Genomic DNA, 22,348 nt, shown 5'->3' on the forward strand with positions numbered 1-22,348 from the left:
GCGCAATTCCGCGCGAATTGGCCGCCCTCTGGCGGTTGTCATACTGTCAATTTCGTCATCTTCGCGTACACGCCGCTGCATGATCTATCTCGATTACCAGGCAACCACCCCGCTCGCGCCGGAAGCGCGCGATGCCATGCTGCGCTGGCTGGACGGGCCGGACGGGACCGGCTTCGGCAATCCGCACTCGCCGCACCGCATGGGCCGGCAGGCCGCCGCCGCCGTCGATCTGGCGCGCGATCAGGTAGCGGCGCTGTTCCCCGCCGGCGGCCGCGTGATCTTCACCTCAGGCGCGACCGAGGCGATCAACCTCGCCATGCGCGGATGCCCCGGAAAGGGCGCTATCAGCGTGTCCGCCATCGAACACGCCGCAGTCCTCGATACCGCCCACGCCATCGGCAAGGCGCACGAACTGAACGTCGCCAAGGACGGGCAGTGCAACGTGAAGCAGGACATCCCGAACGACACCAAGCTGGTGTGCGTCATGCAGATCAACAACGAGATCGGCGTGATCCAGCCCACGGTCGAATTCCATCGCAAGGCCAGGGCGGCGAATGCGCTCTATCTGTGCGACGCGGTGCAGGCCTACGGCAAGGTGCCGGTCGTCAGCGCCGACATGATCGCCGTTTCCGCGCACAAGATTCACGGCCCCAAGGGCGTGGGCGCATTGTGGGTGCGCAACGGCGTGGAGCTGGAACCGCAGCAGACCGGCGGCGGGCAGGAGGCGGACATTCGCTCCGGCACGCTCAGCCCGGCGCTGTGCGCGGGCTTCGGCGCGGCGGCGGCCGTGGCGAAGGAGCGAATGGAGCAGGACGCCGCCCACGTCGAGGCGCTATGGGACCGCGCGCGCGACCTGTTCGCGGACTGGGAGTTGAACGGCAGTGCCGAGGCGCGCTGGCACGGCAATCTCAACATCCGGCGCGGCGAGCTCGACGTGAACCGGTTGATGAGCGATTGCCGCGACGTGATGTTCTCCGCCGGCTCCGCCTGCGCCAGCGGGTCGGGGCGCACCAGTCACGTGCTGAAGGCCATCGGCCTGTCGGCGAAGCAGGCCAAAAGTTCGATCCGCCTGGGGTTCGGGCGCTATACCGACATGGAACAACTTGAAGCGGCGGCGAAAAAAATCAATGATGCTGCATCGCAGCAGGGATAGCGACAATCGACGTCACCTTCATCACCCGCGACGGCAACAGGGTCGCAGTCGAGGCCGCACCGGGCGACCGTCTGCTCGAGGTCGGCCAGCGCGCCGGAATGCCGCTGGAAGGAACGTGCGAGGGGCAGATGGCCTGCTCGACCTGCCACGTCATCGTCGCGCGCGAATGGTTCGCGCGGCTGCCCGCCGCCAGCGAGGAGGAGGAGGACATGCTCGACCTCGCCGCCGACGTTCACGCCACCAGCCGCCTGTCCTGCCAGATCGTGCTGACCGAGGCGATGGACGGACTGGAGGTGGGCATTCCCGCCGACAGCAACGACGCGCAGGGGTTCTAGCCCGGATCAGAAGGGCAGCGTGACCCCCGCATAGACGTTGACTCCGGTGAAGTCGTCGCGCCCGAATTCCGCGCCCCCGCCGGCGCGCACGCCGACCGGGCCGATCGTTCCGGAAATACCCGCGGCGAACTCGCCATAGTCGCGGTCGCCATAGGCGTAGCTGGAGGTATAGGACACCGGCGCCCCCGTCGGTGTGACGGTGAAGGCGATGTCGTCGTCCTCGAACTCGCGAACGTAGCTCAGCCGGGCGAACAGCCCCGTCCCGGCGGTCAGCGGGGCCGAGGCGACGAGGCCCGCGCGGCCCGTCAGGCTCTCGTAGTCGAGGCCGTCCACCGCCAGCGACGTGGAATAGCCGCCGTCTTCGGTAAAGCCGTCGACCTTCACCTTTTCGTAAGCAAGCCCGATTTCCGGACCGATGCGGACGGGCAGGGTGATCGCGTCGAACCCGACCGCGCCGCGCGCGCCGTAAAGCGTGGTATCGGTGGAACTGGCCTGCACCCGCAGCGCGGGGCCGAGCGGAATGGTCCGCTCCAGATCGACATCGCCTTCGCCATAGGTGGCATCGGCGATCGCGTGCAACGGCCCGAGCGCGGCGCGCCCGAAGGCGCTGAGCGTGAAGGTGTCGGTATCGAGGTCGCCCATGTCGCCGCGGCCCGCGATGGACCCGTCGCCGTGGCGATAGCCCAGCGCGACGCCCACGCCGACACCGAGCGGCGCATCGTAGGCGACGCCGATCGTGCCGCCCACCGCGTCCTGTGTCAACGCGCCGGCGCCCGAATCGCTGATGCGGTCGTAACTGGCATTGCCGAACAGCGACAGACCGCCGCCCGGATTGAGGCCGTTGCGCTGCACGCCTTCGTACTGGATCCGCTGCACCCGGATCGCGCGCTGCCCCTCCCGCGCGATGGTGCCGGGCAGGGTGAAGCCCGAAAACAGGCTGGCGATGGCCTGCCCCTCGATGCGCTGGGTGATTCCGGCGGGGTGGACATCGTCCGCCTGCAGATAGGTGAGGTTGGCGTTGGGCTCGACGTAGTCCTCCGGCCCGCAGGTCAGGGAAGAGCCGGTGCAGGCGGGATCGGTGATATTGGTGATCCCGTAGGTGCCGGGGCTCGCCACGATCTCGTTGAAGAGCATGGCGGTATCGAAATAGAGGACGTTCGCACCGTTGGCGGCAAGCGCCGCCTCGTAGGTGTCGTTGAACAGGTCGAGGCCCGCGCTGTCGGACTGGATCGCCAGCGTCACGATGCGGTCGGCGCCCGCATCCTCCAGCCGCTTCACCTGCGCCGCCAAGATGTTGGCGGCATTGGTCAACAGGCTCGGATCGGTGCCGCCGCCCGCGAGGAACGCGAAATAGTCGTTTCCGCCGCCCTGGATATAGACGACATCGCCCGGTTCGAACGTGCCGCCGGCAGCGAGGTAGTTGTCGATCTGCGAGGCGATCGGAATGGCCAGCGGCGAGGTTGGCGTAGGCAGGGCGACGCGCGCGCCGCCGATGGCGTAATTGGTGCCGCCCACGGTGTAGACCGGGTTGAGATCGTAGCCGAGCAGCGCCGCGAACACCTCCGGCGCTACCGGATCGGGGTTGGTCGTGAAGCTTCCCTCGCCCGGCGGCAGCGGCAGGAACTGCTGGTAGAACCCGCCATCGGCGAGACTGTCGCCGAAGACGATGACGCGCGCCACGTCCAGTCCGTCATTGTCCTGCGCGGCGACACCGCCGGCGGCGAGCAGATTGAAGGCGATGGCGGTCGTCAGCGCGGCCCGCGATGGAGATGCTTCATGGTCTCTCCCTTCGGCCGGCTCTTGCCTGACCGTCTTGTCGTTCCGAACGGGCGGAACTGCGGCGATGGTGTCGCTTTTCCCTGTCGCGCGCAAGTCTGAACGGCCGGTATGTCGAACGCGGCCTGTCGATCGCCGGCCGATGTTGCACGAAGGACGCACAAGAAACCCCGCCGCGACGGTTCGCGGCGGGGTCTTGCATGGTTTCCGGTTCGCGTTTCGGACCGGACGGACCTGTGTCAGGCGGTCGCCATTTCGTCCTGCGTCATCCGCTCCTTCAGCATGTCCATGACGGCATTGGCGAAGGCGGGGATGTCGTCGGGCTTGCGACTGGTGATGATGTTTCCATCGACGGCCACTTCCTTGTCGACCACGTTACCGCCGGCATTCTTCAGGTCGGTACGCACGCTCGGCCAGCTGGTCACGGTCTTGCCCTCGACGATGCCCGCCTCGATCAGCAGCCAGGGTGCGTGGCAGATCGCGGCGACCGGCTTGCCATCGGAGTTGAAGCTGCGGACGAGTTCGACGGCCTTGTCCTCCAGCCGCATCTTGTCGGGGTTGATCTGGCCACCGGGCATGACGATCGCATCGAACTCACCCGAGGTCGCTTCGTCCAGCGTGAGATCGACATCGACGCTATCGCCCCAATGGTCCTGGTCCCAGCCCTTGATCTGGCCGCTGTCCGGGCTGACGACGACGGTTTCGTAGCCGGCGTCCTCGAATATCTTCTTGGGCTTGACGAGTTCCGACTGCTCGAAACCGTCGGTGGCGAGGATCATGATACGTTGGGCCATGAGATGATACTCCTTCTGTCTGAGTGTTTGCCCCTTCAACGGGTGGGGAAAGCGCGCCGTTCCGCGCTTTTCCGCCAGCCGTGCCGGTGTTAGGGCGAGCCGCATGGCCACCATCGAAACGCCCGATTCACCGGACGGCATCGTCCCGGAAAGCTTCGAGAGCGCGCTGTCCGAGCGCTATCTCGTCTATGCCCTGTCGACCATCACCGCGCGTTCCCTGCCGGACCTGCGCGACGGGCTGAAGCCGGTCCACCGCCGCCTGCTGTGGACCATGCGGCAGCTGCGCCTGTCGCCCGATTCCACCTTCAAGAAATCGGCGCGCGTCGTGGGCGACGTCATCGGCAAGTATCACCCGCACGGCGATGTCGCGGTGTACGACGCGATGGTGCGCCTCGCGCAGCCCTTCACGCTGCGTTATCCGCTGGTGGAGGGGCAGGGCAATTTCGGCAATGTCGACGGGGACAACGCCGCCGCCTACCGATATACCGAATGCCGCCTGACGCGCACCGCGATGCAGCTGATGGACGGGCTCGACGAAGGCACGGTCGACTTCGTCCCGACCTACAACAACGAGGAGCAGGAACCGGCGCTGATGCCGGGCCTGTTTCCGAACCTGCTGGCGAACGGGGCCAGCGGGATCGCCGTGGGCATGGCCACCAGCATCCCCAGCCACAATGTCGCCGAGGTGCTCGACGCGGCGGAGATGGTGCTGTTCAACAAGGACGTCACCCACGCGGAACTGATGGAGGTGTTCAAGGGGCCGGATTTCGCCACCGGCGGCCTGGTGGTCGATAGCGAGGAGGCGATCAGCGCCGCCTACGAGACCGGGCGCGGCAGCTTCCGGGTGCGCGGCCGCTTCCACGCGGCCGAGGCCGAGAGCGAGGCGGATCGCGAGGCCGGGATCGAGCGGATCAAGGGCGGCGGCTGGCAGCTCGTCATCTCCGAAATCCCCTACCAGGTGCCCAAGGGCAAGCTGATCGAGCAGATCGCCGCCGCCATCGCCGACAAGAAGCTGCCGATCCTGGAGGACGTGCGCGACGAGAGCGACGAGAACATCCGCATCGTGCTCGTGCCGCGCAGCCGCAACGTCGATCCCGAACTGCTCCGGGAATCGGTCTACAAGCTGACCGATCTGGAAACCCGTTTCGGCCTCAACCTTAACGTGCTCGACCACACGCGCACGCCGATGGTCATGGGGCTCAAGGAACTGCTTTCGAACTGGATCGCGCACCAGATCGAGATCCTCCAGCGCCGCACCGCGCACCGGCTGGCCAAGATCGCCGACCGGCTGGAACTGCTCGAAGGCTACATCATCGCCTTCCTCAACCTCGACCGGGTGATCCAGATCATCCGCAGCGAGGACGAGCCCAAGCCTGTGATGATGGCAGAGTTCGCGCTGACCGACCGGCAGGCCGAGGCCATCCTCAACATGCGGCTGCGGTCGCTGCGCAGGCTGGAAGAGATGGAGCTTCGCCGCGAGAAGGACGAATTGCTGAAGGAGCAGGAGGAGCTGACGAAGCTGCTCGACAGTCCGGCCCGGCAGCGAACGCGGCTGAAGAAGGACATGGCGGCGCTGCGCAGGGAATACGGCCCTGATACCGCGCTCGGCGCCCGGCGCACGACGATCGCCGAGGCGGAACCGACGGTCGAATACGATCCCGGCGCGATGATCGAGAAGGAGCCGATCACGGTCGTCCTCTCGCAGAAGGGCTGGGTGCGCGCGGCAAAGGGCCATGTCCCGCTCGATCAGGAATTCAAGTACAAGGAAGGCGACGGTCCCGCCTTCATCCTCCACGCGCAGACGACCGACAAGCTGCTGCTGGCCGCCGATGACGGTCGCTTCTTCACGCTGGGCGCGGACAAGCTGCCGGGTGCGCGCGGGTTCGGCGAACCGGTCCGCAATACGCTGGATATCGAGGCGAGCGCGCAGATCGTGTCGGTCGTGGTTCACGAGAAGGGCAAGCAGGTGCTGCTCGGCTCCACCATCGGCAAGGGTTTCGTCGCGGTGACGGATGAACTGCTGGCCGAAACGCGCAAGGGCCGGCAGGTGGTGAATCTCAAGGGCGATGCGAAGCTGCTGGTCGCCCGCCCCGTCGATCCGGCGGACGACCACGTCGCCGTGGTGGGCGAGAACCGCAAGCTGGTGGTGTTCGCGCTGGAGGAGATGCCCGTCATGCAGCGCGGGCAGGGCGTCACCCTGCAACGCTACCGCGACGGCGGCCTGTCGGACGCGACGACCTTCCGGCTGGAGGACGGGCTCAGCTGGGCAATGGGCGGCGACACGGGCCGCACCCGCACCGAAAACGAGATCGGCATGTGGAAGGTGGCGAGAGGCGCCGCGGGACGCTTGCCGCCGAACGGCTTTCCCAAGGACAACCGGTTCTGACGCAACGCCTGTGGCCGACCTTCCCGGACAGGGACAGCGCTCGCATCGGGGTCACGTAGCCGGTAGCGGCGGAGGGAGCGGCCGGGGTAGGAAACTCGCCCTTAAGGTCCGGCCACCGCTCCCAGGCGTCGCACGAAAAAGGGGCCGGAAGGATCGCTCCTTCCGGCCCCTTTTCGATCGGCGCCGGCGCGCTGTCAGCCGCCGGCCTGCTCGAGCGCGGCCATGATGTCGGCATGGTTGGCCAGCACCATCAGCCCGCCATTGTCGCCCACGGCGAACATGGCGCGTTCGAGGCTCATCGGGCCGGCTTCGGTAACGACGACCACGTTAGCCTCGTCCAGCGATTCCACGGTCCCCAGCGGCATCGCGTCTGCGGTGGCGACGGCGGCACCTTCGACCAGCGCGGCGTCGAGCGCGGCCTGCTGCTGCGCCATCAGGTCGCCGTAAGCGGTGTCGAGTTCGGCCTTGGTCGTGTTCAGCGTCCAGGTGCCGTCGGTTTCGGCAAAGGCGGCGGTGCCAAGCGGCACCTGGTGCGTGCCGGTGTCGATGACGACCGTGGTGCCGTCGTTCGAAAGCACGGTGCCGACGGCGGCATCGTCATTGCCCATGATCGTCGTGCCCGCATCCTGCGCGGCGACGGGCGCGGCGGCTAGGGTGGCAAGGGCGGCGGCGGTGAAAGCGAGGCGCTTCATGTGTTATCCTTCTCCTGTCGGGAAACGCCGGTCGGGCGGCCCGAAGATGATGTGTCCGGAACTGGCCGGGAACTGAATGACCGGGCGGCAAGCTGCGCGATGGCGCGGCAGACACGATGGACGCGAGGGACCGCGCCCGAACCCGACGGATGGAACCTTAGCGAACCGTCCTGAACCTTTCCTGCACCATACCGGCGCAAAAGTTCAAGACCCGGCCGCCAGTTCTTCGTCCAGCAGCGTTTCCACGCGGGACCGGGGCGGGAAGCCTTCCGCGACCCAGCGCGCCTCCACCGCCTGTAATATCCGTGCGACCTGCGGCCCGGCATCGACGCCGCGGCGCACGATCTCGCCGCCTTTCAGCGGCAGCGCGGGCGGGGTCCAGCCCTCGAGCGGCGCGGGAGAGCGGTTCGCCAGCAAGAGGATGTCGCGCGCGACCTCGTGCCCCTCGCGGTAGGCGAGAACGCGTGCGTCGCCGGCCCGCTCCACCCGCCCGGCCAGACGGACGAGGTGCTTGCGCTGCGCGTTCGACAGTCGCAGCCGGGCGGCGACCTGCTCGGCAGTCCGGCCGCCGCGCGGCAGCAGCGCGGCGAGGCGGCGGATGGGCGCGGGCGGGGCGCCGTGGGCGCGCTCCGTTGCGATCAGCCCGGCGAGCGTCGCCAGTTCGGCCTCGCCGGTTTCCGGCAGCACGACAGGCAGCACGCCGCGTTCGAACATGCGGCCAAGCGTCGAAAGCGGATCGGGCAGCGCCAACAAGGCCAGCAATTCCATCGCCACCCGTTCGCGGCTCAACCCCTTCAGCATGGGGGCGAGGGCCGCGCACGCCTCCTCGCCTTCTTCGTCCAGGGTCGATCCGAATCGCGCCTGAAAGCGATAGTAGCGCAGGATCCGCAGGTGATCCTCGCGGATGCGCTGCGCCGCGTCACCGATAAAGCGAACCCGCCGCGCCTCCAGATCGGCCAGCCCGCCGAAATAGTCGGCGATGGCGAAGGTTTCGGGGTGCGCGTAGAGCGCGTTGATGGTGAAGTCGCGCCGCGCGGCATCTTCCTGCCAGTTTTCGGCGAAGGCTATGGTGGCGCGGCGGCCGTCGGTGGCAACATCCTTGCGCAGCGTGGTGATCTCTATCGGCCCGCTATCGAGCACGGCGGTGATCGTGCCGTGATCGATACCGGTGGGAATTGCGCGGATGCCCGCTTCCTCCAGCCGGCGCGTGACTTCGGGCGGGTGGTGCAGGCTCGCTGCATCGATGTCCTTCACTGGCAGGCCCAGCAGCGTGTCGCGCACCGCGCCGCCGACCCATCGCATCGAGTCGGCTCCCAGCGCCCCCACGAGGGCGGGCAGGTCGCGGCGGCGGGTCCACGCGGCGGCGGGCAGCTTCGCGCCGGTCATCCCTCGCCCCGACCCCCGGCAAGGTCTTCCCACGCCAGCCGGTGGGACAGGTTGGCGATGATGCCCGCGGTGATGCCCCAGATGCGGTGGCCTTCCCATTCGATCTCGTAATAGGGCAGCTCGGTCTCGCCGAACATCCCGGTCTTCTCGACATGGTTGCGCTGGTCGAGAACGAAGCGCAGCGGTGCCTCGAACCAGTCGGCGACCTCGCGCGGGTCGGGGCGGATGGGAAGGTCCGGCGGGATCAGGCCGAGCACGGCGGTCAGCGTGTAGCCCGAACCGGTGACGAAGGGCGGGGCGGAGCCGACGATGCGGACTTTCGCCGGATCAATGGCCAGCTCCTCCTCGGCCTCGCGCAGGGCGGCGGCAATGGCATCCTCGCCCGCTTCCAGCTTGCCGCCGGGAAAGGCGACCTGGCCGGGATGGGAGGGCATGGTATCAGGCCGGTGGGTAAGCAGGATGCCCGGCTCGGGCCGGTCCGTCACCGCCATCAGCACGGCGGCGTCGCGCAGGGTTTCGGGTGCCCACTCCCGGTCGTCGCGAATGCCCGCGAAACCGACGTCGCGGCTGCGCTCGAACAGGTGCGACAGGCGCTCGAACAGGTCGCTCATGCGGGCACGAGATCGAAGGTCGCGCCCTGGCTGGACACGGTGAGCGCGCCGTCTTCGCCAAGGGCCATGTCGGCCAGTTGCAGCCAGGTCGAGCGGTCGAGCCGCGCTTCGCAACCGCGGCGAACGGAGAGGTAGATCGCGGGAAGGTCGGGATCGCCCTCGGCCCGTAGCGGGTTCTCGGGTCCGGCCAGCACCAGTTCGTCGGTATTCAGGCGAAAGGCGAGCGCGTCGCCATCGGCGCGGCAATCGACGGCGAGGAAGGCCGCGTCCTCCACCGCGATGCTCTGGCGAACCTGCGGCGTGACGAGGTAGTAGGCCCCGTCACCCTCGCGCATCAGGAGGGATGCGAAGGCGCGCACCATTGCGGGGCGGCGGATCGGGCTGCCGTCGTGAAACCACGTCCCGTCGGCGGCAATACGCATCCGGCTGTCGACGGTCCGGGCCGGCGACCACTCCTCCACCGGCGGCAATCGGCGCGCCCTTGCCGCCTCGGCGATCTCCAGCAGCGACATCGCGCCAAGCTCTGGTGGGGGATCGTAGGCCATCGCATTCCGCGATGCCAGAGCGCGTCAACCGAGCCAAGGGCCGATCATGCCCTTTTCGGGCAGGACCGCCGGATTGTCCGCCCGCACCAGCAGGCGGCGCTGGTCGTAGGGACCGGGCAGCGACCAGCCCGCCGCCGGGGCGGCGATGAAGCCGAAGCGCTCGTAATATTCGGGATCGCCCACCAGGACCTGCGGCAGGGCGGCCGCCGGATCGATCGCACCGGCCATCGCCGCCATGAGCGCGCGCCCGTATCCCGTGCCCTGCAGGTGCGGGACGACCGCGACCGGTCCCACCATCAGCAGCGGATGGCGCCGCCCCCTCGGATCGGTCAGCGCGACCGGCCAGACCTGGATCGAGCCGACCAGGTAATCCTCCTCGTCCAGCGCGGCGAAGCTGAGGGCGGGCAGCCAATTCATGCCCTCCCGCACCCGGTAGGCGGTGCGCGCCTGGCGCCCTTCGCCGAACGCGCGGTCGAGCAGATCCTCGATCAGCGCGGGGTCGATATCGGCAAGGGGAACGATGGTCGCGGTCATGGAACGGGCGCGCCTAGGGGCGGTCGGGCCGCGGTGCAATCGATTCGCGCCTCAGCGCCGGGGGGTGAGGCGGATAAGCCGACCGTTCTCGCCATCCTCGACGACCCAGATCGCGCCATCGGCGCCTTCCAGGATGTCGCGCAGCCGTTCCGGGAAATCGTAGCGCGCCACTTCGCGCGCGCTGTTGGCCCCGGCATCCACGCTCACCCGGCTGATCGAGGTGGTCTTGAGGTTCGCGATCAACGCCTGCCCGTCCCAGTCGGGGAACATGTCGCCGGTATAGAAGATCATTCCACCCGGCGCGATGACCGGGTTCCAGCTGATCGCGGGATGGGCGAACCCATCATCGGGGGAGTGGTCGGGTATGGGCGAGCCGTCGTAATTGTCGCCGTTGGAGCGGACCGGCCAGCCGTAATTCGCGCCCTTGCGCACCAGGTTCAGCTCGTCGCCGCCAGCGGGTCCGTGCTCCAGCTCCCACAGGTTCCCGCTCGGATCGAAGGCGAGGCCGAGCACGTTGCGATGGCCGTAGCTCCAGATCTGGTCGCTGGGCGCACCACGCCGCGCGAAGGGATTGCCGTCAGCCGGCGTGCCGTCGAGGTTCAGCCGCACGATGCTGCCGAGATTGTTCGACAGGTCCTGCGCCGGGGTCTTCTGCTGGCGTTCGCCGCTGGAGACGAACAGCAGCCTCCCGTCCGGGGAAAACGCCAGGCGGTGCGAATAGTGCCCCTCGCCGTCGATCGGCACGCTCTGTTCCCAGATCTCGCGCAGCCCGGCGATCCGGCATTCCCCGCCATCGTCGCAGCGCAGTTCGCCGCTGCCCACCACGGCGCGCTTGGTGTTGCCCTGCGCCGCCTTGGCCCACGACAGATACACCTTGCCGCTGGTCGCGTAGTCGGGAGCGAAGGCGAAATCGCCGAGCCCGCCCTGACCGGCATAGGCGACCTGCGGCAGACCGGTGATGGATCGCAGCTCGCCGGTTGCCGGATCGAATATCCTGGCCGTTCCCGGCCTTTCGGTCACGACGATGCGCCCGCTGCCGGGTTCGAGCGCAAGCGCCCACGGTTCGTCGAATTCCCCCAAGCTGACGGCGGTGAACGGCGCATCGGCGCCCAGCGTCACGCGCGTTCCGGCGACGGGCGCGCTCGCCGTCGTGCCGTTCGACGCGGTGGCGCTCGGCGCGCTATCCCCGACCGCGCCGCTGTTGCAGCTTGCGAAGGCGAGGGCGGCAGGGAATAGAGCAATGATCGAGCGACGTGTTTTCAAGGTCATGCTGTCAGGAACCCCCTCCACCAGTTTTTGTGCCGAACTCGGCCCCGGACCGCTGGTCGCCGGCGTGGATGAGGCGGGCCGCGGCCCGCTGGCGGGGCCGGTGGTGGCCGCCGCCGTGCTGCTGTGCAAGCCGCGGCCGGCCGGTATCACCGATTCCAAGGTCATGAATGCCGAGGCGCGCGCCATGGTCGAACAGCGCATCCGTCGGCGCTGCGCGTTCGGCATCGGCGTGATCGATGTCGCCCAGATCGACCGGCTCAACATCTTCGGCGCAACCATGCTCGCCATGAGCCTGGCCATGCGCAATCTGTGCGAGACGCTCGAAAACCATGCCCTCGAAGCCGTGGTGGACGGCAATCTGACGCCCGCCGGGCGCTGCGCCGAATGGCGGTGGCGCGCGCGGGCGATGGTCAAGGGCGACCTGCGCGTTCCCGCGATCGGCGCGGCGTCCATCCTCGCCAAGGAATACCGCGATCGCCTGATGCGCGATGCCGCCCGCGATCATCCGCATTACGGGTGGGAGCGGAACAAGGGATACGGAACGGCGGACCACCTCGCCGCATTGCGGATGCACGGGCCAAGTCCGCTGCATCGTCGCAGCTTCGCGCCCGTCGCGCAGCTGGAGATGTTTGCATGAGTGCGTTTTCCTTCGACGACATACCCGATCAGTCCGGTCGCACCGCGCTGGTGACGGGTGCGAATACCGGCATCGGCTTTCATATCGCGAAGGAACTGGCGCGGGCCGGGGCAAGGGTGCTTCTCGCTTGCCGCGACCGGAACCGTGCGCAGGCGGCGATGGCCGATATCCAGGCCGACGTTCCCGCCGCTGACCTTGCTTTCATCGAACTCGACCTCGCCGATCTTGCATCCGTGCGGGCCGCCGCCGACACGGCGAGGGAAGAAGCGCGGCTCGACCTGCTGATAGAGAATGCAGGCGTCATGATGCCGCCATTCTCCACCGCCACGGCAGGGTGCGAATTGCAGTTCGCGGTCAATCACCTCGGTCATTTCGCGCTTGCCGGCCTGTTGCTGGACAAGCTGGCGCAGACCGAAGGCTCGCGCATCGTCGTGCAATCGAGCCTTGCCCATCGCCGTGGCGATATCGCCTTCGGCAATCTCGATGGCGATTTCGGCTACGACAAGTCCGAATTCTACGGCCAGAGCAAGTTTGCGAATCTGCTGTTCGCCTTCGAACTGGACCGCCGGCTTCGGGCGGAGGGCAGTCCCGTAACGGTCGTCGCCTGTCATCCGGGCATCGCCGAAACCGAACTGACCCGCCATCTGCCGGGCGGCGCGGTGTTCGGCAGAATCGTCGGGGCGGCGCTCAACGATGCGCGCCGCGGGGCGCTTCCGGCGCTGCAGGCCGCGACCGACCCCGCTGCCGCGGGCGGCGACTACTACGGCCCGTGGGGCTTCATGGAGATGAGCGGAAGCACGTCGGGGCGCGCCTTCGCCACCGCCCGCTCGCGCGATCCGGTCATCGCGAAGAAGCTGTGGGACCGTTCCGTGGAACTGACCGACGTCGATCCGGGCCTTTCGCCCGCCGCGTGAAGCCCGGCCGGAAGGCGAGTCCTTTGGGCCACACCCCATCATGTCGAGTCCGCTCAACCGGCCGGGACTCCATATCTTGTGCCGGGCTCGATGTGTTCCGCCCGGTTCGTATCCCCGCCCGGTCGATCCGAAGCGGACTTTGCGCTTGACCCGGACTCGGTCTGGACTCACCCTGTGGATAAGTCAGGGGGGAAGAAGCGAACATGGGCGAGCTTGTGAAGGTCCGGCAGCGGGCGGCGGGAAAGACGCGGTCTGCGAAGGCACCGAAGGCGGAAAAGGTCGACCTGCCGATCGGAAGAATTCTCGGCGGCGACTGCGTGGAGGCGATGCGTCGCCTTCCGGCGGCGAGCGTCGATCTCGTCTTCGCCGATCCGCCCTATAACCTGCAACTCGGCGGCGATCTCAACCGGCCCGACGGCAGCCATGTCGATGCCGTGACGAACGATTGGGACAGGTTCGACAGCTTTGCCGCATACGACGCCTTTACAAGGGGTTGGCTGGCGGAGTGCAGGCGGGTTCTGAAGCCCGACGGTGCCCTGTGGGTGATCGGCAGCTATCACAACATCTACCGCGTCGGTGCGGCGGTGCAGGACATGGGCTTCTGGCTGCTGAACGACGTCGTCTGGCGCAAGACCAACCCGATGCCGAACTTTCGCGGCACCCGCTTCACCAATGCGCACGAGACGCTGCTGTGGGCGAGCATGGGAGAAAAGGCGCGCTATCACTTCAATTACACGGCGATGAAGACGCTCAACGATGAATTGCAGATGCGTTCGGACTGGGTGTTCCCGATCTGTAGCGGTGGCGAACGGCTGAAGGGGGATGACGGCGCGAAGGCGCATCCGACGCAGAAGCCGGAAGCCCTGCTCTATCGCGTATTGCTGGCGACGACGGAGCGCGGCGACGTGGTGCTCGATCCGTTCTTCGGTACGGGCACTACCGGCGCGGTGGCCAAGCGGCTGGGGCGCGAATGGATCGGCTGCGAGCGCGAGGCCGCCTATCGTGCGGTGGCGCAGGCGCGGATCGACAAGGAACTGCCGCTCGACGAAAGCGCGCTCGCCACGATGCAAAGCCGCAAGGCCGCGCCGCGCGTGGCGTTCGGGCAGGTGGTCGAGGCGGGGCTGCTGAAGCCGGGCACCAGGGTGTTCGACAAGAAGCGCCGCTGGACCGCGACGGTGCGCGCGGACGGTTCGCTCGAATGCGGCAAGCAGGTCGGCTCGATCCACGGCGTCGGCAAGGACTTGCAGGGCGCGCCCAGCTGCAACGGCTGGACCTTCTGGCATTACGAGACGGGCGGGGAGGTCAAGCCCATCGATGCGGCGCGGGGGCTGTATCTGCTCGCGGCGGAGGATTGACGCGGGCGTTTCCTACAGGGCCGATCCATGCCAGATGCGACCGATGCTCGCAAATACGCGGAAAACAAGCTCCGTTTTCCGCTCCGGGACACTGTAACACCTGTCACACCTTTACAGGAAAAACGGCAGAAAGCTGAACGCATGACCGATACCGTCTACATCCAGCCCCTGACCACCACATCCGCTCCGCAAGCGGTGGACGGGGACGCGGTGCGGCTGGCGGGCGGCATGGTCTACGCCCGCGAGTTCGCCGTGATCCTGCGCCGCGATGGCGAGGTGGCGGAACGAGTGCTGACCACGAAGGCGCGGATCGAGGCGGTCCTGGGCGCTTTGCCCGACGCCGTGGGGGCCGAGGCCGAAGCGCAATGGGCGAACCTCACCGCGGTCCACGCGCCGATGCAGCTCGGGGCGCGCACCATCCGGCTCGACCAGCCGCAGGTCGTCGGCATCCTCAACGTCACACCCGACAGCTTCAGCGACGGGGGCGAGTTCATGGACGATCCTGACGCGATGCGCGCCCACGCCGCCGCCATGCACGAAGCTGGCGCGGCGATCATCGACATAGGCGGCGAGAGCACCCGACCGGGCGCGAAGGCCGTGTGGGAGGGGCAGGAGATCGAGCGCGTCGTTCCGGCCATCGAACACTGTTCCGGAATGGGCGCCGCCATCAGCGTCGACACGCGTCGTCCGGCGGTGATGGAGGCGGCGCTGGCGGCGGGCGCGCACCTCGTCAACGATGTCTCGGCGCTTCGCTACGATCCCCGCAGTCTCGAGTTCGTGGCTGCGAGCCGTGTGCCGGTCGTCCTCATGCACGCCCCGGGTGAAGGCGAGAACCTGCATGCCGGGGGCGACTACCGGCAAGTCGTGCTCGACGTGTTCGACTTCCTGCGATCGGCGCGCGACCGGGCGCTCGATGCCGGCATCACGCGCGATCGGATCGTGCTCGATCCGGGGATCGGTTTCGGCAAGAGCATGGCCGACAACCTCGCGCTGCTGAACGCGTTGCCGCTGTTCCACGCGCTCGGTCAGCCGCTGATGCTGGGGGCGAGCCGCAAGCGCATGATCGGCGCTCTGTCGAACGAGGCCGGAGCGCATGAGCGGCTCGGCGGGTCGCTGGCTCTGGCCATGTGCGGCATGGATGCAGGCGTGCAGCTGCTGCGCGTTCACGACGTCTTCGCAACCGTTCAGGCGCGCAACGTATGGCGCGGCATGCGCGATGCCGCCCTCACCGACTTCAGCATGCTGACGGATTGAACGCGATCACTCGAGGGCGGAGAAGTCCAGGCTGTCGCGCACCTGCGCCAGCGCCTCCCGGCCGGCCGTCGTACCGTCTTCGGTGCGGTCAATCACGACCAGGGTGCGTTCGCCCGCCGGCAGGTAGGTGAAATCGACCGTAGTGGCCCCGTTGGTCCAGGTCAGGCCGAACCCCTCCCGACCGGCGACGCTGGCGGAGTGGCGGGGCTTGCCCCCCAGTTCGCGCAACGATGCGTCCGCAACGTAGTCGGCATAAGGCCTGTCGAGAAGCGCAAGCGCCAGACCGACCTCTTCCTCCGCCGTACATTCGCTGTCGTCGGGAGAGTCGCCATAGGAACAGCCGGCCGTGCCGATGTTGTCGAGCAGTTCGGTGGGAATGAATTTCGTCGCATAGGTCGGCTCGTCGAAATCCGGCGGAAGCGGCACATCCACCTCCGCACGCGAAAGGACGCTCGCATCGAAATCGTAGCCTATGGGACCGATCGAGCCGTCGGTGAGGTCGTTTGCGACGATATCGGGCGAGGCGAGGCTTTGTGCGGCATCCGGTTCGGTTTGCCCCGCTTTCTGCGCGTCGCATGCCGTCAGGGTAAGGCAGGCGGCGGCGAGCAGGGCGAGACCGGGTTGCTTCATGTTAATAGAGTGCTCGAAAACCTTCTGCGTTCCGACACTTGTCCACGCTTCGTCGCAATAGGACAGTCGTTGAAAGCCAGTCAGGCAGCGTTGTCGATGCCGAGATCGGACAGCTTGCGGTACAAGGTAGACCGGCCGATACCCAGTCGCCGCGCGACCTCGGTCATGCGTCCGCGGTAATGCCCGATGGCGAGCCGTATGACGTCGGCCTCGATGTCCTCGAGCGGACGCAGGTTGCCGTCATCGCAATACAGTTGCACGCCGGCACTTTCCCGCATCGGTTCGCAGGCACTAGTTTCGCCCACGATCTCGCGAACTTGCGGGAAATCTTCGGCCGTCAGCGCATCCCCGTCGCAGAACACCGCAGCGCGAAACAGCACCGCCTGCAACTGCCGCACATTTCCGGGCCAGTCGAAGGCGGCTAGCAGGTTCAGCGCTTCGTTGGTGACCCCAAGCGGACGCAGGCCCGGCTGCTCTCCGATCCGGTTGAGGAAATGGCGCGTCAAAGCCGAAATGTCGCCGATGCGCTCCCGCAGGGGCGGAAGTTCGATCTCGGTACGGGAAACCAGGCGAAGCAGGTCTTCCCGGAAATGCCCCGTGGCCACCAGATCGGCAAGTGGCAGATTGCTCGCAGATATTATGCGGATATCGACCTTGTAGCCATATTGCGAGCCAAGGGGCTTCACGCAATTGGTCTCCATGACCGTGATGAGGCGATCCTGCACGTCCACCGGCAGACGGTCGATCTCGTCGAGAACCAGGGTGCCGCCGTCGCAGGATTGCAAGGCGCCGACCTGTTGTTCGAAGGCTCCGGCGAATGCACCCTTCTCGTGGCCGAAGAGGACCGAATCGAGACTGCTGGCCGGAACGGCCCCTGCGTTGATCATGCGGAACGCCGCGCGGGCGCGCGGGGAAGCGCCGACCATGGCGCGGATAAGCATCTCCTTCCCGGTCCCGCTCTCGCCCTCGATCAGCACGGGACCATGACCGCGAGCCGCCTTCGCCGCTTTCGCCAGAGCGTCGCGAAACGGCGGGGCCGTGCCCACCATCGCATCGAAATCGAGGTCGGCGGGCATCTTTTCGGTCAGCGGGGTCAGCTCGTCGCGAGGCGTTTCGCGCGTCGTGGCGTTGCGAAGCGCCTGCATCAGCCGGTCGGGCGCGACGGGCTTGACCAGATAGTCCGTAGCCCCGGCTCGCATGGCTTCGACCGCGAGTTGGGGACTGGTGCTCGCCGTGAGCATCAATATGGGAAGCGCGGGGCGGCGTTCCTTCAATTCGGCGATCAGATCGCAGGCCTCGTCGCCCGGAACCCCCTGATCGAGTATGATGGCCGAAAGCTGCATACCCTGGCGCGTTCCGAGCATGGCGATCGCCTTCTCGCTTTCGTTGACGATGACCGTCCGCCAGCCCTCCCGCCCTGCCAGCGCGGTGATGAGCCGTCCCTGCGCCGGTTCGTCGTCGATCAGCATCAGTAGTCGCTGTTCGGGCTCTGCCATGCATCTTCCACCAGATTGCGCCGGACCTGTCCGGTCTTGAGCGGACGGCGCTATCATCGGGGGGTTAAAAAGCCCCTTAAGGACGAGGGCTTGAGCGATCGTCCGGCTGACGGTAGGGCTTTTCCCGATAGACAAGCGACGTGCCGCCAGGCGGCCCGATAGAGGAAGGCAATTTTCACGATGAGCAACCCGCGCGACATGAAGGCCGCGAACAGCACCTACGCCAGTTTCATCGGTACGCTGAAATGGTCGGTGCCCCTGATTGCGCTGATCGTCTTGTTCGTGGTGATCCTGATCTCCTGACGAGCACAAGGGGGGGGCATGCGGATAGCGGTTCTGAAGGAACGGGCGGAGGGGGAAACCCGCGTTGCTGCCACACCCGAAACGGTAAAGAAGCTGTCCGCGCTCGGTGCTACGCTCGCCATCGAGGAAGGTGCGGGCCGCCACGCCGCCATATCGGACGAAGCCTACCGCGACGCAGGCGGCGAAGTCGCCTCGGCGAGCGCGGCCGTTAAGAACGCCGATATGGTGCTGGGCGTCAACGCACCCCGACCGGACCTGCTCGAAGGGGCGAAGCAGGGCGCGTGGGTGATCGCTATGTTCAATCCCTTCGGACAGCGTGACCGCATCGAAGCGTACGCCGCGGCGGGGCTGGAAGCGCTGTCGATGGAGTTCATGCCCCGGATAACCCGGGCGCAGAGCATGGATGTCCTTTCCAGCCAGTCCAATCTCGCCGGCTACAAGGCGGTTCTGGCGGCGGCCGATACCTATGGCCGGGCCTTTCCCATGATGATGACGGCGGCTGGCACGGTTAACGCGGCGCGGGTGTTCGTCATGGGCGTAGGCGTGGCCGGATTGCAGGCGATCGCCACCGCCAAGCGGCTTGGTTCGCAGGTCAGTGCCACGGATGTGCGCTCCGCCACCAAGGAGCAGATCCAGTCGCTCGGTGCCAAGCCTGTTTTCGTGGACGAGGTCGAAGGTATCGAGGGCGAGGGCAGCGGCGGTTACGCCACGGAAATGAGCGAGGAATACCGCAAGGCCCAGGCCGAGCTGGTGAGCGCTCATATTGCCAGGCAGGACATCGTGATCACCACCGCGCTCATTCCCGGCAAACCGGCACCGCGCCTCGTAAGCGACGCGCAGATCGCCACGATGAAGCCTGGCAGCGTCATATTTGATCTGGCGGTGTCGCAAGGCGGCAATGTCGAAGGGTCCGTCGCGGACAGGATCGTCGATCGGCACGGCGTTCGGATCATGGGCTATTCGAACACCCCTGGACATCTGCCCGCCGATGCAAGCGCCCTTTATTCCCGCAATCTGTTCAACTTCCTCAACGCCTTCTGGGACAACGAAACGGGGCGCCCGGTGCTCGACGAGGAAATCGGCGAGGCTGTCCGGCTGACGAGGGATGGCAGGATCGTGAATGATCGGCTGACGGGAGCTGCCTGATGGACTTCATTTCGATCCTGTCGATTTTCGTTCTCGCCTGTTTCGTGGGCTATTACGTCGTCTGGTCGGTCACGCCCGCGCTTCATACGCCGCTGATGGCGGTGACGAACGCCATTTCAAGCGTGATCATCGTAGGCGCGCTGATCGCGGCCGCCGCGGCAGAAGTGCCGGGGGCGAAATGGCTGGGCCTGCTCGGCATCGTTCTCGCCAGCGTCAACATCTTTGGCGGCTTTGCGGTAACGGCGCGGATGCTGGCCATGTACAAGAAGAAGGATCGTCCAGCCGCCAGGGGTGACAAGTCGTGAGCGGCACGGTTACTCACACCGACCTCATCGTCTCGGTAACCGCGGGGGCGGCGGGAACGGGGGCGTCGCACGGGCCCACCAACGCGTGGGTCGCGCTCGCCTATCTTGTCGCGGGGGTCTTTTTCATCCTCGCGCTGCGTGGTCTTTCCTCACCCGCCACGAGCCGGACGGGCAATCGCTTCGGCATGACCGGGATGGCTATCGCGGTGGTGACGACGCTGGTGACGCATTTTCCGACGACCGGTTCACCCGGAAATGCGCTGCCGGTCGACGAGGGCTGGCCCGATCTTTTCTCTTTTGGCGAGATCTTTGTCGCCATTGCTATCGGTGCGATCATCGGCATCACTATCGCCCGGCGTATTGCGATGACGGCCATGCCGGAACTGGTTGCCGCCTTTCATTCGCTGGTCGGCCTTGCCGCGGTGCTGGTGGGCTGGGCGGCCTATCTCAATCCCGTGGCATTCGGCATTCTCGGCGCCTACGGCATCGAGCCGGTCAGCAAGGTCGAGATGGGGCTTGGCATCGCCATCGGCGCGATCACCTTTTCCGGATCGGTCATAGCCTTCCTCAAGCTGTCGGGCAGGATGAGCGGTTCGCCGATCCTACTGCCGGCCCGCCACGTCATCAACCTGGTCACACTGGGGGCGATCCTTGTCCTGACAGCCATGTTCGCGCACACGCCCGGGCAGGATGCGAATCTGATTTTCCTCATCGCGCTGACGGTACTGGCGTTCCTCATCGGCTTCCTGCTCATCATCCCCATTGGCGGTGCGGACATGCCGGTCGTGGTTTCGATGTTGAACAGCTATTCCGGCTGGGCCGCGGCGGCGATGGGCTTCACGCTCGGCAATTCGGCGATGATCATCACGGGCGCGCTGGTCGGCTCTTCGGGCGCGATCCTCAGCTACATCATGTGCCGCGCGATGAACCGCAGCTTCATTTCGGTCATCGCCGGCGGCTTCGGCGCGGACGAGGGCGGAGGGGGTGTCGGCGAACCGCGCGAGCAGCGTCCCTACAAGCAAGGAAGTGCCGAGGACGCTGCCTACATGCTCAAGCAGGCTGAAAGCGTCATCATCATCCCGGGCTACGGCATGGCGGTCGCCCAGGCGCAGCACGCGCTGCGCGAGATGAGCGACCTTCTCGAAGAACGGGGGGTCGAGGTGAAATACGCCATTCACCCCGTCGCCGGACGCATGCCGGGCCATATGAACGTCCTGCTCGCCGAAGCAAGTGTCGACTACGACAAGGTATTCGAGCTGGAAGATATCAACTCCGAATTCGCCCAGGCCGACGTCGCCTTCATCATCGGGGCTAACGACGTGGTGAACCCGGCGGCCAAGTCTGACAAGTCCAGCCCGATCTACGGGATGCCGGTGTTCGATGTGGACAAGGCAAAGCAGGTCTTCTTCATCAAGCGGTCGATGGGCGGGCTCGGCTATGCGGGCGTCGGTAACGACGTCTTCTACATGGACCAGACCATGATGCTGTTGTCCGACGCGAAGAAGATGGTGGAGGAAATCAACAAGAATCTGGACGATTGAAGGTTAACGCGGCGTTACCGGTTGACAGGGGTCGGGTCGGCGTCAGGATACTTCCCGGGATCAACCCAAGAGGAGTATCGGGGTCGTGAAATCTGGAAGTCATTGGCGCTTGCCGGGATAGCGGCGGGCACTATGGCAATCGCTGCACCCGTGTTGGCGCAGGGCAATGCCGCGACGGGCGTGGAGGGACCGATCGCCAATCAGTACATCTGTGTATTCGATGGTAACGTCATCTGCCGCGGACAGGCTCGTGCGGCCGCGGCCCGCCTGGCGAACGGCAACGGTGCCCGGGTGCTTCATGTCTACGAAAACTCCATTCGCGGTTTCGCCTTCCGAGGTTCAGCGCAGGGGGCGCAGAACATGGCTCGCGGCAACCCTTGGATCCGCTACTGCGGGCAAGACCGAGTAGTAACGCTCGCCCCTCCTCCGGGACGCGGCGGTGGCGGCGGGGGCAGCACCAGTCCATCGCAATCGACGCCATGGGGCATAGCCCGCGTAGGTGGTGCGGGAGAGGGTCGTGGCCGGGTCGCCTGGATCATTGATACGGGAATCGACCTCGACCATCCCGACCTTACCGTTTCCACGACCGCCAGCCGCGATTTTACCGGAGCGCGCGGCGGCCCGGACGACGATAACGGCCACGGCACGCATGTCGCCGGGACCATCGCCGCACGAAACAACTCCATCGGCGTGGTCGGGGTTGCCGCCGGGGCTACCGTCGTCGCGGTCAAGGTCCTGAACCGGCGCGGCAGCGGCAGCTATTCGGACATTATTGCAGGTGTCGACTATGTCGCGGGTGCAGCCGGGTCGGGGCAGGTGGCGAACATGAGCCTTGGTGGAGGCGCCTACCAGCCGCTCGACGACGCGGTCCTGGCAGCTTCGCAGCGAGTGAAGATGGTCATCGCGGCGGGCAATGACGGAGCAGACTCTTCCGGTTCCTCTCCCGCGCGCGTCAACGGCACGAACGTTTACACGATCAGCGCGATCGATCAGAACGACAACCTGACAAGCTGGTCGAATTACGGTTCGCCGGTCGATTACGCCGAGCCGGGCCTCAATATCGCTTCCACCTGGAAAGATGGCGGTTACAACACCATCAGCGGCACCTCGATGGCAGCCCCTCACGCGGCGGGCATTCTGCTGCTGGGCAATATCGCGACCGATGGCTATGCCGGTAATGACCGAGACGGCAGTCCCGATCGTATCGGGCATCGCTGAAGCAGCAAAACCGTTCCGCGGGACGGCGAAGTAATTGACGTTGACCGCCCGTTCATTGCTCCATGGCA

At 66.5% G+C, this 22,348-nt stretch carries 22 protein-coding genes; 12 read left to right on the forward strand and 10 right to left on the reverse strand.

What is annotated here, in order from left to right:
• Positions 1-79 precede the first annotated feature (79 nt).
• Both EG799_RS12500 and EG799_RS12505 read left to right on the forward strand, forming a co-directional pair.
• Positions 80-1,153 carry a cysteine desulfurase family protein gene (locus EG799_RS12500; protein WP_123881779.1) on the forward strand — a complete coding sequence of 358 codons (1,074 nt, stop codon included), beginning with the start codon at positions 80-82 and terminating at the stop codon, positions 1,151-1,153.
• Between the two features lie 5 nt (positions 1,154-1,158).
• Complete coding sequence (locus tag EG799_RS12505; protein WP_123881782.1) at positions 1,159-1,488, forward strand: 2Fe-2S iron-sulfur cluster-binding protein; 330 nt, start codon at positions 1,159-1,161, stop codon at positions 1,486-1,488.
• Between the two features lie 6 nt (positions 1,489-1,494).
• On the opposite strand, the gene EG799_RS12510 is transcribed toward EG799_RS12505, so the two are convergent.
• Together EG799_RS12510 and EG799_RS12515 are read right to left on the reverse strand one after the other, a co-directional pair.
• A complete protein-coding gene (locus EG799_RS12510; RefSeq protein ID WP_123881785.1) occupies positions 1,495-3,360 on the reverse strand; it encodes an autotransporter domain-containing protein in 1,866 nt (621 codons plus the stop codon).
• A 143-nt stretch (positions 3,361-3,503) separates the two neighbouring features.
• On the reverse strand, positions 3,504-4,058 hold the full coding sequence (locus EG799_RS12515; RefSeq protein ID WP_123881788.1) for a type 1 glutamine amidotransferase domain-containing protein: 555 nt from the start codon (positions 4,056-4,058) through the stop codon (positions 3,504-3,506).
• Positions 4,059-4,161: 103 nt separating this feature from the next.
• On the opposite strand from EG799_RS12515, the gene parC reads away from it, so the two are divergent.
• Positions 4,162-6,444: a DNA topoisomerase IV subunit A gene (gene parC, locus EG799_RS12520; RefSeq protein WP_123881791.1), complete on the forward strand. Its 2,283-nt coding sequence runs from the start codon at positions 4,162-4,164 to the stop codon at positions 6,442-6,444.
• 194 nt (positions 6,445-6,638) lie between these two features.
• Here the strand turns inward: parC and EG799_RS12525 are convergent, their stop codons facing one another.
• The 6 genes from EG799_RS12525 to EG799_RS12550 all read right to left on the reverse strand — a co-directional run bounded on the left by EG799_RS12525 (position 6,639) and on the right by EG799_RS12550 (position 11,481).
• Positions 6,639-7,136 carry a hypothetical protein gene (locus EG799_RS12525; RefSeq protein ID WP_123881794.1) on the reverse strand — a complete coding sequence of 166 codons (498 nt, stop codon included), beginning with the start codon at positions 7,134-7,136 and terminating at the stop codon, positions 6,639-6,641.
• 204 nt (positions 7,137-7,340) lie between these two features.
• The gene (locus EG799_RS12530; protein WP_123881797.1) at positions 7,341-8,522 is read right to left on the reverse strand and encodes a CCA tRNA nucleotidyltransferase; all 1,182 of its coding nucleotides are present in this window, start codon (positions 8,520-8,522) and stop codon (positions 7,341-7,343) included.
• Entirely contained in the window at positions 8,519-9,133 is a 615-nt protein-coding gene (locus EG799_RS12535; protein WP_123881800.1) for a CoA pyrophosphatase, read from the reverse strand. Before EG799_RS12535 ends, EG799_RS12530 begins: the two co-directional genes overlap by 4 nt.
• Complete coding sequence (locus tag EG799_RS12540; protein WP_123881803.1) at positions 9,130-9,678, reverse strand: DUF1285 domain-containing protein; 549 nt, start codon at positions 9,676-9,678, stop codon at positions 9,130-9,132. The genes EG799_RS12535 and EG799_RS12540 overlap by 4 nt, the downstream gene beginning before the upstream one ends.
• Positions 9,679-9,702: 24 nt before the next feature.
• Positions 9,703-10,212: a GNAT family N-acetyltransferase gene (locus tag EG799_RS12545; RefSeq protein ID WP_123881806.1), complete on the reverse strand. Its 510-nt coding sequence runs from the start codon at positions 10,210-10,212 to the stop codon at positions 9,703-9,705.
• A gap of 51 nt (positions 10,213-10,263) precedes the next feature.
• Complete coding sequence (locus tag EG799_RS12550) at positions 10,264-11,481, reverse strand: PQQ-dependent sugar dehydrogenase (protein ID WP_123881807.1); 1,218 nt, start codon at positions 11,479-11,481, stop codon at positions 10,264-10,266.
• Between EG799_RS12550 and EG799_RS12555 the strand changes: the two genes are divergently transcribed.
• The 4 genes from EG799_RS12555 to folP all read left to right on the forward strand — a co-directional run bounded on the left by EG799_RS12555 (position 11,480) and on the right by folP (position 15,641).
• Positions 11,480-12,118 carry a ribonuclease HII gene (locus EG799_RS12555; RefSeq protein ID WP_123883121.1) on the forward strand — a complete coding sequence of 213 codons (639 nt, stop codon included), beginning with the start codon at positions 11,480-11,482 and terminating at the stop codon, positions 12,116-12,118. The genes EG799_RS12550 and EG799_RS12555 overlap by 2 nt on opposite strands.
• Positions 12,115-13,032 (forward strand): oxidoreductase, encoded by a 918-nt coding sequence (locus EG799_RS12560; RefSeq protein WP_123881810.1) that lies wholly within the window; start codon positions 12,115-12,117, stop codon positions 13,030-13,032. The genes EG799_RS12555 and EG799_RS12560 overlap by 4 nt, the downstream gene beginning before the upstream one ends.
• A gap of 203 nt (positions 13,033-13,235) precedes the next feature.
• Complete coding sequence (locus EG799_RS12565; RefSeq protein ID WP_123881813.1) at positions 13,236-14,387, forward strand: site-specific DNA-methyltransferase; 1,152 nt, start codon at positions 13,236-13,238, stop codon at positions 14,385-14,387.
• Positions 14,388-14,528: 141 nt separating this feature from the next.
• Positions 14,529-15,641 (forward strand): dihydropteroate synthase, encoded by a 1,113-nt coding sequence (gene folP, locus EG799_RS12570; RefSeq protein ID WP_123881816.1) that lies wholly within the window; start codon positions 14,529-14,531, stop codon positions 15,639-15,641.
• A 6-nt stretch (positions 15,642-15,647) separates the two neighbouring features.
• Here the strand turns inward: folP and EG799_RS12575 are convergent, their stop codons facing one another.
• Positions 15,648-16,271 (reverse strand): hypothetical protein, encoded by a 624-nt coding sequence (locus EG799_RS12575; protein ID WP_123881819.1) that lies wholly within the window; start codon positions 16,269-16,271, stop codon positions 15,648-15,650.
• An 80-nt stretch (positions 16,272-16,351) separates the two neighbouring features.
• Entirely contained in the window at positions 16,352-17,767 is a 1,416-nt protein-coding gene (locus tag EG799_RS12580) for a sigma-54-dependent transcriptional regulator (RefSeq protein WP_123881822.1), read from the reverse strand.
• Between the two features lie 180 nt (positions 17,768-17,947).
• On the opposite strand from EG799_RS12580, the gene EG799_RS14295 reads away from it, so the two are divergent.
• The 5 genes from EG799_RS14295 to EG799_RS12600 all read left to right on the forward strand — a co-directional run bounded on the left by EG799_RS14295 (position 17,948) and on the right by EG799_RS12600 (position 22,280).
• Positions 17,948-18,070 (forward strand): hypothetical protein, encoded by a 123-nt coding sequence (locus tag EG799_RS14295; RefSeq protein ID WP_267900639.1) that lies wholly within the window; start codon positions 17,948-17,950, stop codon positions 18,068-18,070.
• A gap of 18 nt (positions 18,071-18,088) precedes the next feature.
• The gene (locus tag EG799_RS12585; RefSeq protein WP_123881824.1) at positions 18,089-19,216 is read left to right on the forward strand and encodes a Re/Si-specific NAD(P)(+) transhydrogenase subunit alpha; all 1,128 of its coding nucleotides are present in this window, start codon (positions 18,089-18,091) and stop codon (positions 19,214-19,216) included.
• Positions 19,216-19,521 (forward strand): NAD(P) transhydrogenase subunit alpha, encoded by a 306-nt coding sequence (locus EG799_RS12590; protein WP_123881827.1) that lies wholly within the window; start codon positions 19,216-19,218, stop codon positions 19,519-19,521. Before EG799_RS12585 ends, EG799_RS12590 begins: the two co-directional genes overlap by 1 nt.
• A 26-nt stretch (positions 19,522-19,547) precedes the next feature.
• Positions 19,548-21,062, forward strand: coding sequence for an NAD(P)(+) transhydrogenase (Re/Si-specific) subunit beta (locus tag EG799_RS12595; RefSeq protein WP_181950928.1), 1,515 nt, complete (start codon positions 19,548-19,550; stop codon positions 21,060-21,062).
• 132 nt (positions 21,063-21,194) lie between these two features.
• Positions 21,195-22,280: a S8 family serine peptidase gene (locus EG799_RS12600; protein WP_123881833.1), complete on the forward strand. Its 1,086-nt coding sequence runs from the start codon at positions 21,195-21,197 to the stop codon at positions 22,278-22,280.
• Positions 22,281-22,348: the final 68 nt, after the last annotated feature.

This window comes from Aurantiacibacter spongiae, assembly GCF_003815535.1.
Lineage (GTDB): Bacteria > Pseudomonadota > Alphaproteobacteria > Sphingomonadales > Sphingomonadaceae > Alteraurantiacibacter > Alteraurantiacibacter spongiae.